Origin of the sequence: Edaphosphingomonas laterariae (assembly GCF_900188165.1) — a bacterium.
GTDB classification, from domain to species: Bacteria; Pseudomonadota; Alphaproteobacteria; order Sphingomonadales; family Sphingomonadaceae; genus Sphingomonas_E; species Sphingomonas_E laterariae.
The window spans coordinates 1-12,775 of record NZ_FZOS01000032.1 but is presented as its reverse complement, the minus strand read 5'-3'; the positions used below and the strand labels follow the sequence as shown (position 1 = coordinate 12,775).

Here is a 12,775-nt window from a genome sequence, read left to right as displayed (position 1 = left end):
GCCGGGCCTCTGACGATGCTCGATGACAGCGCCTGCCGCATTGCCGACACTCCATCAGCCTGCCGCGAAGGCGTTGACTGCGCCAGGCTGGACACCTCCGGGTCGGTGTCGGTGGTCGGCCCGCCCGCGCTCAAAGTCCAGGCGATCGAGAAAGCGTTCGGACGGCGAAAGGTGCTGGACGGCTTCTCGCTCGAGGTCGATCGCGGCGAGATCGTTGGCCTGCTCGGCCCCAACGGCACAGGCAAGACGATCTGCTTCTACGGGATCATGGGTCTCATACGCCTCGATGGCGGTCGTATACTGCTCGACGGCGAAGATGTCTCAGCACTGGCCATGCATGAGCGCGGCAACCGCGGGCTTGGCTATCTGCCGCAGGAAGCCTCGATCTTTCGCGGGATGAGCGTTGCGGACAACATCCGCTCTGTGCTGGAACTGCGCATGACCGACCCTGGCGACATCGACCGCCGGCTGGGCGAACTGCTTGCCGATTTCGGCCTGACGCATCTGCGGTCGACACCCTCCCCTTCCCTGTCCGGCGGCGAGCGGCGGCGCTGCGAGATCGCGCGCGCCCTGGCGGCCGAGCCTGGCGTGATCCTGCTCGACGAGCCTTTCGCCGGGATCGATCCCATTTCGATCGCGGACATCAAGCTCATGGTCCGCGATCTCAAAAGGCGTGGCGTCGGCGTCCTCATCACCGACCATAACGTCCATGAGATGCTCGAACTGGTCGACCGCGCCTATGTCATCCACGGCGGCAAGGTGCTTTTCGTGGGCAAGCCGCAAGAGCTTCTTCACCATGACGAAGTCCGTCGTCTGTACCTGGGAGAGAATTATGAGGATTGATTTTCTTTCTCTGTTCTCAACCCACATTCCCCAAGTAAATCGCTGATTTTGCTGTCAGGATCTCAATATTTCCGATATAAATCATGGTGTTGATGGCCGTGAGGGGCGCGTTTGATGGATCACCCAGAGGGTGCGGGTTCGAAGCGGGCAGATCGGGTCGAGTTCGACCGCCGGGTGCATGTGGAGTTCCGAGGTGCGCAGCTCAGTTCCGACGGCGGCCTGCTGGTGATGCGCGAGCTGGATGACGCGCTCGGGCTGTCCGATCTGGCGGCAAAAGCATTGCGCGACACCCGGCGCGGCAAGAACACGGTCCACCGGCTTGACGGGTTGTTCCGGCAATCGGTGTTCGGGCGACTGGCCGGATACGAGGATGTGAACGACGCCGACCGCCTGGCCCTCGATCCGGTGATGCGCCAGGTCGTGGGTGGAAGGGCTGTCGATGCGCAAGCGGCCTCGGCCTCGCAGATGGGACGGTTCGAGACCGAGACACTGGCACAGCCCGAGAACCGTGCCGCGCTGGCCGACCTGAATGGCCAATGGATCGACCGGTTCCATGACCGTAACGGGCTGAAGTACATCGTTCTGGACATGGACAGTTCGGTCAGCCCCACCCATGGCGATCAGGAGGGCGCGGCCTGGAACGGGCATTTCGACTGCACCTGCTATCACCCGAACTTTTTGTTCAACCAGTTCGGCATGCTGGAGCGCTGCGCCTTGCGCCATGGCAACGTCCACAGCGCCGATGGCTGGCGGGACGTTCTCGACCCCGTCATCGCCCGCTACGCGGAGCGCGACCTTTGCGGCCGGTTCTTCCGGGCTGACGCCGCCTACGCGATCCCCGCGATCTATGAGCGGCTGGAAGAAGCCCGATTCTTCTACGCCATCCGGCTGCCTGCGAACAACGTCCTGCGCGAGAAGATCGCGCATCGGCTGACGCGCCCTGTCGGGCGACCTTCGCTGACCAAGGTCAAGCGCTTCTACGAAGACTTCGAGTATCAGGCGGCATCCTGGGACAAGGAACGCCGGGTGATCGCCAAGATCGAATGGCATCCGGGCGAACTGTTCCCGCGTGTCGGCTTCATCGTCACCAACCTGCCGATGGAGCCCGACTGGGTGGTGCGGTTCTATAACCAGCGCGGCACCGCCGAGCAGCACATCAAGGAAGGTAAATATGCCTTCCACTGGACGCGGCTGTCATGCCGGAAGTTCCGCGACAATGAGGTGCGACTGCAACTGCATGCGCTGGCCTACAACCTGGCCATCTTCTTGCGCTGCATCGAGTTGCCCGAGACGATGGCCGACTGGTCGTTGACCAGCCTGCAACTGAAGCTGATCAAGATCGGGGCACGTGTCGTCCGCCATGCCCGCGCCATCACCTTCCAGCTGGCCGAGGTGGCCGTCACCGGTCCGATGGTCCGCGCCATCCTCGCCGCCATCCGCCGATTGCGAGCGCCTCCGCTATGCGCATGACCGCCATCCACGCCCAAACTGAACGAAAACGGCAGGATGGGTCTGTCCGCTGCGCTGAAAAACACCGCCACCAGGGCACAACACGGCGGCTTCGCGGGCCGATCTGCCCTGTCTCAGCGCCTTGCGCGCCCGACGACGCCGCTCGGGACGGAAAATGATTGTCCTGCGGTCGGATTCAGGCGAAACTCACGTCAGACGGCATGCCACTTGGGGAATGTATGCTCAAAGGAGATTCGCATGGAATACAACAGCGGCAATTTCTACGCCTTCGCCCGCCCCCGCAAACCCGCAGGGGTGGATGGCAAGACCGCCTGGTTCGTCGGCTCGGGCCTTGCGGCGCTTTCGGGCGCGGCCTTCCTGATCCGCGACGGCCACATGGCCGGCGAGAGGATCACCATCCTCGAGCGGCTGGCGCTGCCGGGCGGCGCGCTGGACGGCATCGAGGAGCCGGAAAAGGGCTTCGTGATCCGCGGCGGGCGCGAGATGGAGGCTCAAGGGCGACAGCGGCCTTTTGCCGCAGCTTTGCCTCCCCGGGCAACGGCCCGACCGGTAGCCGCCCTGTAATGGAAATCTTCAAAAAGGACCGATCATGAGCGCCCAGAACATGCCCCAGGCACCCGACCCGCTCGACGGGATCGCCGAAACCCTCGACAGGGCCGCGGGCGCCGCGATCGCGCAGATGACCGCGGGGCTCTCCCCCATCACCATCCTCCAGGCCTTTTCGGACTGGGGACATCATCTCGCCTTCGCACCGGGCAAGCAGCTGCAACTCACCGCCAAGGCGGCCCGCAAATATGTGCGGCTCTTCGACTATGCCGTCCGATCCGCAGGCGACCGCGACGCGGCGCCCGCGATCGAGCCGCTGCCGCAGGACCGCCGCTTTGCCGATCCCGCCTGGCAGCAGCCGCCCTTCAACCTCCTCTCGCAGGCGTTCCTTCTCAACCAGCAATGGTGGCACGCGGCGACAACCGGGGTGGGCGGCGTCGGCAGCCATCATGAGGACATGGTCGAATTCACCGCCAGACAGATGCTCGATATCCTTGCGCCGACCAACTTCCTTACGACCAACCCGGTTCTCCAGCGCAAGATCGTCGAGACCGGCGGCCAATGCCTGGTCGACGGGTTCCGCCATCTGATCGAGGATATGCAGCATCTCGTAAGAGGCTTGCCTCCGGCGGGCACGGACGCCTTCCGCGTGGGGGAGACGGTGGCGACCGCCAGGGGCAAGGTCGTCTATCGCAACCGCCTCATCGAACTGATCCAGTACGCCCCCACCACCGACACGGTGCGGCCCGAGCCGATCCTGATCGTGCCGGCATGGATCATGAAATATTACATCCTCGACCTCTCGCCCGAGAACAGCCTCGTCCAGTGGCTGACGTCCCAGGGCTTCACCGTGTTCATGATCTCCTGGCACAATCCGGACAGCGAGGACCGCGACCTCGACATGGAGGCCTATCGGCAACTCGGGCCGATGGCGGCGCTCGATGCGGTGAGCGCGATTACCGGCGCGCCCGCCGTTCATGCCGTGGGCTATTGCCTAGGCGGCACGCTGCTCTCGATCGCAGCGGCGACGATGGCGCGCGAGGGTGACGATCGCCTTGCCAGCGTGACGCTTTTCGCGGCGCAGACCGAATTCAGCGAACCGGGCGAACTGGGCCTCTTCATCGATGAGGGACAGCTCAATCTCCTCGAAAAGATGATGTGGAGCCGGGGCTATCTCGACAGCGGCCAGATGGGCGGCGCGTTCCAGATCCTCAAATCCAACGACCTCGTCTGGTCGCGCATCCTGTCGGAATATCTGATGGGCGAGCGCGCGCCTCTCAACGACCTCATGGCCTGGAACGCCGACGGGACGCGCATGCCCTATGCCATGCACAGCCAGTATCTGCGGCGCCTGTTCCTCGACGATGACCTGGCCGAGGGCAAATACAAGGTCAATGGTCGCACCATCGCGCTCTCGGCGATCCGCAGACCGTTGTTCGTCGTCGGCACCGAGCGCGATCATGTCGCGCCCTGGCATTCGGTGCATAAGATCCACCTGCTGACCGGGGCCGAGATCACCTTCGTGCTGACGAGCGGCGGCCATAATGCCGGTATCGTCTCGGAACCGGGCCACAACGGCCGGCGCTACCGCGTGCTGACGCGCGAAACCGATGGTCTCTCCTACGATCCGGAGGAATGGGAACGCCACGCAGAGAAGAAGCAGGGTTCCTGGTGGACCGAATGGGGCGACTGGCTTGCAAGCCGTTCGGGCGCGCCCGGGGCCCCGCCGTCCATGGGCGCCGCGGACAAAGGCTATGCGCCGATCGCGGACGCGCCCGGCCATTATGTCCTGGAGCGCTGAGCCATGACCGATGAGGCCATGATCGAAAACCGGACCTTCGACGAGATCGCCGTGGGCGAAAGCGCGAGCGTGACCCGCACGCTCTCCAAGCGCGATATCCAGCTCTTCGCGCTGGTGTCGGGCGACGTCAATCCGGCCCATCTGGACGAGGATTATGCCGAAAGCGACTTCTTCCGCCGGGTGATCGCGCACGGCATGTGGGGCGGCGGGCTGATATCGGCGGTGCTCGGGACCGAACTGCCCGGCCCCGGTGCCATCTATCTCGGCCAGTCGCTGCGGTTCCTGAGGCCCGTGGGCATCGGCGACGCCATCACCGCGACGGTGACGGTGACGGAAAAGCGGGCGGACAAGCATATCCTGCTGCTCGACTGCCGCTGCGACAATCAGAATGGCGAGACCGTCATCACCGGCGAAGCGCAGGTCAAGGCCCCCACCGAGAAGATCCGCCGCCCGCGCATCGCGCTCCCCGATATCCGCCTGTCAGACCATGACGGCTATCATCGGTTGATCGAGGGCGTGCGCGGCAACCCCGCGCGCACCGCCATCGCTCACCCCTGTTCGGCCGCCGCGCTGGCGGCAGCGGTCGAGGCCGCCGAGGCAGGGCTGATCGATCCGATCCTGGTGGGACCGAGGGCCCGCATTCTTGCAGCGGCGGCCGAGGCCGGCAAGGATGTGGCGGCCTATCGCATCGTGGAAAGCGCGCACAGCCATGATTCGGCGGCGAAGGCCGTCGAACTGGTGCGGGCCGGCGAGGCGGTGCTGCTCATGAAGGGATCGCTGCATACCGACGAATTGATGGGCGCGGTCGTGTCGCGCGCGACGGGCCTGCGTACCGAACGGCGGATCAGCCATGCCTATGTGATGGACGTGCCCGGCCATCCGACGCCGCTCATCATCACCGACGCGGCGATCAACATCGCGCCGAACCTTGAAGAAAAGGCGGATATCATCCGCAACGCCATCGATCTTGCCCATGTGCTGGACATCGGCCAACCCAGGGTCGCGATCCTGTCCGCTGTCGAGACGGTGAACCCGGCGATGCCGACCACGCTCGATGCTGCCGCGCTGTGCAAGATGGCCGACCGGGGCCAGATCACGGGCGGCCTCCTCGATGGCCCGCTCGCCTTCGACAATGCGATCAGCGAGGCGGCCGCGAAGGAAAAAGGGATCGTGTCGCCCGTCGCGGGCAAGGCGGACATATTGGTCGTACCCGATCTGGAGGCGGGCAACATGCTCGCCAAGCAGCTCACCTTCCTCGGCGGGGCGGATGCGGCAGGCATCGTGCTGGGTGCGCGTGTGCCGATCATCCTCACCAGCCGGGCCGACAGCCTGCGCACGCGCCTTGCTTCCTGCGCCGTTGCCGTGCTGGTAGCGCGCGCGGCGACCAAGGCGGCGCCCGGCCTGCCGGAGGGTATGCGCACATGAAGGCCGTCGTCAGCCTCAATTCGGGCTCGTCCAGCATCAAGTTCGCGCTCTATACGCTCGATCGCGACCGCAAACCGACATTGTCCGCCGGCGGCAAGATCGAACGGATCGGTCTTTCTCCCCGCCTCGCCATTCGCGACGCAGCAGGCACAGTGCTGATCGAACGCGAGTGGCCCGACGAACGCGCCATGACCCATGCAGAGTTGCTCGCATGGTTGTTTGACTGGGCCACATCGCATCTCGAAGGGCGCGAAGTCCTCGCCGTCGGGCACCGCGTCGTCCACGGCGGGGTCGACTTCGCCCAGTCGTGCCTGATCGATACCATAGTGCTCGAGGAGCTTGAGAAGCTCTGTCCACTGGCCCCGCTCCACCAGCCCCATAATCTGGCTGCCATCCGCGCGATCGCCGCGCTCGCGCCGGACCTTCCCCAGGTCGCCTGCTTCGACACCGCCTTCCACCATGATCGCCCCGCACCCGCCACCCGCTTCGCGCTCCCGCGCGCACTTCACGAGCAGGGCATCAGGCGCTACGGCTTCCATGGCCTCTCCTACGACTATATCGCCCGCCGCCTGGCAGAGCTCGACCCATCGCTTGCCGCCGGCCGCGTGATCGCCGCGCATCTGGGCAACGGCGCAAGCCTGTGCGCCATGTCAGGCGGCAAGAGCATCGACACGACGATGGGTTTCACCGCGCTCGACGGCCTGATGATGGGCACGCGCTGCGGGTCGATCGACCCTGGCGTCATCCTGCATCTCCAGAACCGGGTGGGCATGAGCGCCGCCGATGTGGAGGCGCTGCTCTACAAGCAATCGGGCCTGCTGGGCGTATCAGGCATCTCGAGCGACATGCGTGAGCTTGCGGCCAGCGACCGGCCCGAAGCCCGCGAGGCCATCGACCTCTTCATCTGGCGTGCCGCGCGCGAGGCCGGCGCGCTGGCGTCATCGCTGGGCGGCCTTGACGGTCTCGTCTTCACGGCCGGCATCGGCGAGAACGACGCCGCCATCCGCGCGGGCATCTGCGAGCGCCTCGCATGGCTCGACATCAGCCTCGATGAGCGGGCCAATGCCGTCCATGCCGACGTCATCAGCGCGCCTGGCAGCCCCATTACCGTCCGCGTCATCCCGACGGACGAAGAACGGATGATCGTCCTGCAGACACTGGCCACCCTTTTTGGAGTTAAAACATGACCCCCCTCGTCGATCTTCGCGGCAAGCGTGGCCTGATCGTCGGTATCGCCAACGAACAGAGCATTGCAGCGGGCTGCGCCGAGGCTTTCAGCCGCTGCGGCGCGCGCCTTGCCGCGACCTATCTGAACGAGAAGGCGAAAGGCTGGGTCGAGCCGGTGGCGGACCGGCTGGGCGCCGAATGGCTCGCCCCCTGCGATGTGCGTGAGCCCGGCCAGCTCGAGGCCCTGTTCGACCAGGTGCGGGACCGATGGGGCGGACTCGACTTCCTGCTGCATTCGATCGCCTTCGCACCCCGCGACGATCTCCATGGCCGCGTCGTCGACAGCAGCGCCGAGGGGTTCGGCATCGCGATGGACGTCTCCTGCCACAGCTTCCTTCGCATGGCGAAGCTGGCCGAGCCCTTGATGGCGCAAGGCGGCTGCCTGCTCTGCGTCACCTTCTACGGCTCGGAGCGCGTCGTTGAAAACTACAACCTCATGGGACCGGTCAAGGCGGCGCTGGAGAGCGCGACGCGCTATATCGCCGCCGAACTGGGCCCCCAGGGCATCCGCGCCCATGCGATATCGCCGGGCCCTATCGCCACCCGCGCCGCCAGTGGCATCGCGCGGTTCGATGAATTGCTCGAGCGCGCCGCCGCCCAGACGCCGGTCGGCCAGTTGGTGACGATAGAGGATGTCGGCGGGCTGGCTGCCTTCCTCGTCAGTGACGCAGCCAGCCGGATCACCGGAACGGTGATCCCGGTCGATGGCGGACAGCACCTTCTCGCATGATGGACCGGTCTATCCGATGGTTGCTGGCGACAGCGCTCCTTGTGCCCGCCGCGGCGCAGGCAGCGCCGGTAGCGGTGCTCGTCCGGGACGCGGGCGAACAGGATGCAGAGGGCGCTTTGCTCGTCGATCTGCGCTTGCTGAACGAGGGCGATGAACCGCAGAGCTTCGCGCTCCCTGATCGGATCGAGGCCCGGGTCGAACGGTCGGGAGATATCCGGACGGTCTGGCTCGAGCGCGCCCGCGATGTGGCGGACCATGTGATCATAGCGCCCCGCGGATTCGAGCGCGCCCGCTACCGCCTGGCAGCCCGTGATGGGCAATCCCTGGACCTGGCCCGGCTTTCCATCCCCGCCTGGAACGTCAGCCAGATCGCCATGATACCGCGCCCTGCGGCGCCGGCATCGCATCTCGCCGAGGCGCACACGCCTGCGCCGGTTCCGCCTGTGCGAGCCCCTGCTCCCACACCGCCGCCTTCGGATCGCAGGGCGGGCAACGCCTTCCTCGCCAACCTGTCCGGCTACGAACCCATTTATGCGGTCTATGGTCCGGACACCAACAGCGAAGCCCGGATCCAGCTCAGCTTCAAATATCAGTTGTTCGGAAGCCGCCGCGCGGAAGGTCTCCCGCAAAGCTGGCGCGATGGACTCCATTTCGCCTACACGCAGCGCATGTTCTGGGATCTGGGCGCGGACTCCTCGCCTTTCCGGAACATCGATTTCCAGCCCGAGATATTCTATCTTACGCCCTCGACCACACTGGCGAGCGGCGTGTCCCTGAGCGCACAGGGTGGCATCCGGCACGAGTCCAACGGCCGGGACGGCGAGGCCTCGCGGAGCATCAACAGCATCTATCTGGCGCCCATGGCCGCCATTCCGCTGGGCGGCGGCTATCGCCTCTCTATCGCGCCGCGCCTCTCCCTCTTCGTCGGGGACAAGTCCGACAATCCCGACATACGCCGGTATCGCGGCAACACCGGTCTTTTTATGGAGGTCGGGGAGGATAATGGACTGCGCCTCTCCACCTCCACCCGCTTCAATATCGGCAGCGGAAAGGGCGCGCTGTCCGCCGACCTGTCCTATCCGCTCCGCCGTATCCTGGGCGGCGGGCCGGACTTCTACCTCTTCGGTCAGAGCTTCATCGGATATGGAGAAAACCTCCTCGACTATGATCGAAACACCAGGCGTCTGCGCGTCGGGATCGCGCTGATCCGATGAAGGCGGCGACATGGACGCTGGTTGAAGAAGACGGTTCCTTGACCCTCCACGCCGAGGGCGACTGGACGGCCCTGACCCTTGACCAGGCGAGCCGTCAGCCGCTGCCGGCTGTGGGAGGACAGCAGGCGAACAGGATCGACGTCTCCGCCCTCGGGAGGATCGACACGACCGGCGCCTTGCTGCTCCTTAAACTGATGCCCACCGACGGCGAGATCCTGTTCGGCACACGTGACGATGTGCGACGTCTGGCCAACCTCGTTGCGCCGGGCATGACGCCTCACGAGGATAGCCCGCCCCCCCGTGGCTACCTGACCGGGTTCTTCGCGCGCTTCGGCCAGCAGATCATTGAAATCGCTCACGACGCCTATGCGATGCTGGTTTTCACCGGTCAGATGATCCTTGCTCTTGGAGGCACATTGTTACGCCCCAGGCGATTGCGGGTCACACCGCTATTCGCTGTCATGCAAGAATCAGGCATCAATGCCTTGCCGATCGTTTTCATCATGACGTTTTTCATCGGTGCGATCATCGCACTGGTCGGCACCAATCTCCTCACCAGCCTCGGAGTGGAGATTTTTACCGTCGAACTTGTGGGCGTCGCAATCCTCAGGGAGTTTGGCGTCGTCATCGCCGCTATTCTTCTGGCGGGCCGCTCGGCCTCTGCCTTCGCGGCACAAATCGGCTCCATGCGGATGAACCAGGAAGTGGCCGCCATGCAGGTCATGGGTGTCGACCGGTTCGATGCCCTCGTCACGCCCCGTATCCTCGCCGCGCTCGTCATGATTCCGCTCATGACGTTCGTGGGCGACCTGGGCGGACTCCTGGGAGGGCTTCTCGTAAGCTGGGCCACCATCGACATCAGCCCCTCCTTCTTCGTCACCCGTCTCGCGGAAACCGTCAGTATCAAGCATTTCTGGATCGGCATGGGCAAGGCCCCGTTCCTCGCCCTGCTGATCGCTGCCGCGGGGTGCCGCCATGGAATGATGGTGGGAGGAGACGTCCAGAGTCTGGGCCGTCATGTGACGTCCGCAGTGGTCCAGTCTGTTTTCCTCATTATCATGTTCGATGCCATCTTTGCGGTGATCTTCATGGTGCTCGGCCTGTGAGCGGGTCCGTGAACAACGGTCTGGCCGATCCGCTCGCGATCCGGGTGACCGGTCTGCGCACCGCATTTGGTGACAAGGTCATTCACGACAATCTTGATCTCGAAGTCAGGCGTGGTGAAATACTGGGCGTGGTCGGCGGCTCTGGATCGGGCAAGTCGGTCCTTCTGAACACTATTCTTGGCCTTCAGCAGCCCGACGCCGGACACGTGGAAGTTTTCGGTGAGGATATGGGCCGGTCGCAGGGCGATGTTCAACGGCGCATCGGCGTCATGTTCCAGCAGGGCGCGCTCTTTTCCTTCCTGACCGTGCTTCAGAATGTCGAGGCTCCGATGCTGGAGCATACCCGCCTCGCGCCGGGGTTCATGCGCGAAGCGGCGCGCCTCAAGATCAGGCTTGCCGGCCTTCCCGCCCATGCCGCCGATCTTCGTCCGGCCGAACTGTCGGGCGGCATGCGCAAGCGCGCTGGCGTTGCAAGGGCGATCGCACTTGATCCCGACATATTGTTTCTCGATGAACCCACCGCAGGTCTCGACCCGATCGGCGCCGCAGAATTCGACGCGCTCATCCGCGATCTGCGCGATACGCTGGGCCTCACGGTCTTCATGATTACCCACGATCTCGACACGCTGTACGCGGTCTGTGATCGGGTCGCCGTCATCGCCGATCGAAAAATCGTGACCACGGCCCCGCTTCACGAGCTGGAGCAATCGGATCATCCCTGGATCAGGGATTATTTCCTTGGGCCGCGCGGCCGCGCTGCGGCAGAACAGCAGGATAGCATTTGATGGAACGGCAGGCCAATTACGCGCTGGTAGGCGCCATCTCGACACTGCTGCTGATTGCCGGCGTGGTGTTTGTCGTATGGCTGGGCGGATCGCGTTTCAGCAATGAATATGACCGATACAGGATCATCTTCGAGGGCCCTGTTCGCGGCCTCAGCGTGGGCGGGGATGTCCAGTTCAACGGTATCAAGATGGGTCAGATCGAACGGATCAGGCTCGACGAAGACAATCCCAACCGGGTAATCACCGACATATCCCTGCAGGCACGCACGCCGGTTCGCCGCGATTCTCTGGCATCCACCGAAACGCAAGGCATTTCCGGCACGAGTATCGTCCAGATCAGCGCGGGCGATCCGCAACAGCCTCTCCTGCGCGAGGCCGAGCGCTCCCACCGGCCTGTTATTCGAAGCAAGCCGAACGCCATGTCGTCGCTGATTCAGGGCGGCGGCCAGATGGTCGAAAGCGCGACCAGGGCGCTCAACCAGGTCAACAAGCTCATCTCGGACGAGAACATCGCCGATCTGAGCGCGACGATAAAGGATGTACGTCTCACCATGGGCGAGCTCGCCGAGAATCGCGCCATGTTCGATCATGCCGGGTCCATGCTGGCAAAACTCGATTCCGCTGCCACCGATATCGAAGCGTCAGCGGCGCTCATTCGGGAAATGGGCGAGGGAGACGGACGCCGGACACTCGCGGAGATGTCGGAGGCGGCGACCGAGCTCAAGGCCGCAATCGGCGAAGCGCGCGGCACCCTCGCCCATATCAACCGGCAAAGCGAGACAATCGGAACGACCACCCTCCCCGCCGTCAATGCCGCGATGCATAGCCTGCAGGAGACATCCGAATCGCTCGATGGGTTCTTGCGCGAAATACGCCAGAATCCGCGCCGTGCGCTCACCAAGGACAGTGGACAGGAACTGGAGCTACCCCGATGATGTGTTTTACGCGTGGAGCCAGGATCGCGATCATGACCGCTGTCCTGCCGCTGGCCGGTTGTGTCTCCGTTCTGAAAAGCGGACCGCCCGATAACCTCTATCGCTTCGGCATCGTCGAAGACCCGGCGCATGAGGCCCCCATAATAGAGCGGGATAAAAAGCCTGTAACGCTGGGGCGCGTCCGGTTCGCTCCCGAGATCGACGGTGACCGCATATTGACGGCTCATGGCGACACCGTCCTCTATATCAAGGATGCGCGCTGGGTTGCGCCAGCACCGGACCTGTTCACCCAGGCGGTGATGCGCCGTTTCGAACAGGCGACCTCTTCTGTTCGCCTCCTGCCCGCTGCCGCCCGGGGCAACGGCGCCCCGCTCCTGCACCTGACGATAGATCGTTTCGAAGCGGATTATCGCGGAAACGCCCAAAAATCCGACGCTCCGACGATAAGAGTGAGCGGCTCAGCCACCCTTGTCGATTCCGCCAGTCTTCAACCGATCGCAAGCCGCCGCTTCACGGTCGATGAGCGCGCATCCGCCAGCAGCCAGTCAGCCATCACTTCCGCGTTCGATCGGGCCGTATCGCACTATACGCTCCAGATTGTCAACGGCGGAGCAAAAGTCGGCCATTCGGCGGCGTAAAACCAGGCCACGGTGTTACATGCCGGGGGGAGTGGCGTGAGGGCGTAGCCCGAAG

12 protein-coding genes are annotated in these 12,775 nt (G+C 64.4%); all 12 read left to right on the top strand.

Going from position 1 to position 12,775, the window contains the following annotated elements; translation table 11 throughout:
• Positions 1 to 15: 15 nt before the first annotated feature.
• The 12 genes from lptB to CHB74_RS18095 all read left to right on the top strand — a co-directional run bounded on the left by lptB (position 16) and on the right by CHB74_RS18095 (position 12,720).
• Entirely contained in the window at positions 16 to 843 is an 828-nt protein-coding gene (gene lptB / locus CHB74_RS18150) for an LPS export ABC transporter ATP-binding protein (protein WP_082166316.1), read from the top strand.
• Positions 844 to 957: 114 nt separating this feature from the next.
• A complete protein-coding gene (locus CHB74_RS18145; RefSeq protein WP_003168745.1) occupies positions 958 to 2,313 on the top strand; it encodes an IS1380-like element ISKpn23 family transposase in 1,356 nt (451 codons plus the stop codon).
• A gap of 237 nt (positions 2,314 to 2,550) precedes the next feature.
• The gene (locus tag CHB74_RS18140; protein ID WP_245843010.1) at positions 2,551 to 2,877 is read left to right on the top strand and encodes an oleate hydratase; all 327 of its coding nucleotides are present in this window, start codon (positions 2,551 to 2,553) and stop codon (positions 2,875 to 2,877) included.
• 25 nt (positions 2,878 to 2,902) lie between these two features.
• A complete protein-coding gene (locus CHB74_RS18135) occupies positions 2,903 to 4,660 on the top strand; it encodes a PHA/PHB synthase family protein (RefSeq protein WP_048575771.1) in 1,758 nt (585 codons plus the stop codon).
• A 3-nt stretch (positions 4,661 to 4,663) separates the two neighbouring features.
• Positions 4,664 to 6,085 (top strand): bifunctional enoyl-CoA hydratase/phosphate acetyltransferase, encoded by a 1,422-nt coding sequence (locus tag CHB74_RS18130; protein WP_037444215.1) that lies wholly within the window; start codon positions 4,664 to 4,666, stop codon positions 6,083 to 6,085.
• Positions 6,082 to 7,272, top strand: a complete 1,191-nt coding sequence (locus CHB74_RS18125; protein ID WP_037444212.1) for an acetate/propionate family kinase — start codon at positions 6,082 to 6,084, stop codon at positions 7,270 to 7,272. The genes CHB74_RS18130 and CHB74_RS18125 overlap by 4 nt, the downstream gene beginning before the upstream one ends.
• Positions 7,269 to 8,042: an enoyl-ACP reductase FabI gene (gene fabI / locus CHB74_RS18120; RefSeq protein WP_037444209.1), complete on the top strand. Its 774-nt coding sequence runs from the start codon at positions 7,269 to 7,271 to the stop codon at positions 8,040 to 8,042. Before CHB74_RS18125 ends, fabI begins: the two co-directional genes overlap by 4 nt.
• Positions 8,039 to 9,256 carry a phospholipase A gene (locus CHB74_RS18115; protein WP_037444207.1) on the top strand — a complete coding sequence of 406 codons (1,218 nt, stop codon included), beginning with the start codon at positions 8,039 to 8,041 and terminating at the stop codon, positions 9,254 to 9,256. Before fabI ends, CHB74_RS18115 begins: the two co-directional genes overlap by 4 nt.
• Positions 9,253 to 10,362: an ABC transporter permease gene (locus CHB74_RS18110; RefSeq protein WP_037444205.1), complete on the top strand. Its 1,110-nt coding sequence runs from the start codon at positions 9,253 to 9,255 to the stop codon at positions 10,360 to 10,362. Before CHB74_RS18115 ends, CHB74_RS18110 begins: the two co-directional genes overlap by 4 nt.
• Positions 10,363 to 10,370: 8 nt before the next feature.
• On the top strand, positions 10,371 to 11,147 hold the full coding sequence (locus CHB74_RS18105) for an ABC transporter ATP-binding protein (RefSeq protein ID WP_226949045.1): 777 nt from the start codon (positions 10,371 to 10,373) through the stop codon (positions 11,145 to 11,147).
• On the top strand, positions 11,147 to 12,082 hold the full coding sequence (locus CHB74_RS18100) for an MlaD family protein (protein ID WP_037444199.1): 936 nt from the start codon (positions 11,147 to 11,149) through the stop codon (positions 12,080 to 12,082). The genes CHB74_RS18105 and CHB74_RS18100 overlap by 1 nt, the downstream gene beginning before the upstream one ends.
• Positions 12,083 to 12,114: 32 nt before the next feature.
• Complete coding sequence (locus CHB74_RS18095; RefSeq protein ID WP_179220904.1) at positions 12,115 to 12,720, top strand: ABC-type transport auxiliary lipoprotein family protein; 606 nt, start codon at positions 12,115 to 12,117, stop codon at positions 12,718 to 12,720.
• The last annotated feature ends 55 nt before the right edge of the window (positions 12,721 to 12,775 follow it).

Coding starts and splice junctions, on each gene's coding strand:
- lptB (WP_082166316.1), top strand. CDS start 16: ATGCTCGATGACAGCGCCTGCCGCATTGCCGACACTCCATCAGCCTGC.
- CHB74_RS18145 (WP_003168745.1), top strand. CDS start 958: ATGGATCACCCAGAGGGTGCGGGTTCGAAGCGGGCAGATCGGGTCGAG.
- CHB74_RS18140 (WP_245843010.1), top strand. CDS start 2,551: ATGGAATACAACAGCGGCAATTTCTACGCCTTCGCCCGCCCCCGCAAA.
- CHB74_RS18135 (WP_048575771.1), top strand. CDS start 2,903: ATGAGCGCCCAGAACATGCCCCAGGCACCCGACCCGCTCGACGGGATC.
- CHB74_RS18130 (WP_037444215.1), top strand. CDS start 4,664: ATGACCGATGAGGCCATGATCGAAAACCGGACCTTCGACGAGATCGCC.
- CHB74_RS18125 (WP_037444212.1), top strand. CDS start 6,082: ATGAAGGCCGTCGTCAGCCTCAATTCGGGCTCGTCCAGCATCAAGTTC.
- fabI (WP_037444209.1), top strand. CDS start 7,269: ATGACCCCCCTCGTCGATCTTCGCGGCAAGCGTGGCCTGATCGTCGGT.
- CHB74_RS18115 (WP_037444207.1), top strand. CDS start 8,039: ATGATGGACCGGTCTATCCGATGGTTGCTGGCGACAGCGCTCCTTGTG.
- CHB74_RS18110 (WP_037444205.1), top strand. CDS start 9,253: ATGAAGGCGGCGACATGGACGCTGGTTGAAGAAGACGGTTCCTTGACC.
- CHB74_RS18100 (WP_037444199.1), top strand. CDS start 11,147: ATGGAACGGCAGGCCAATTACGCGCTGGTAGGCGCCATCTCGACACTG.
- CHB74_RS18095 (WP_179220904.1), top strand. CDS start 12,115: ATGACCGCTGTCCTGCCGCTGGCCGGTTGTGTCTCCGTTCTGAAAAGC.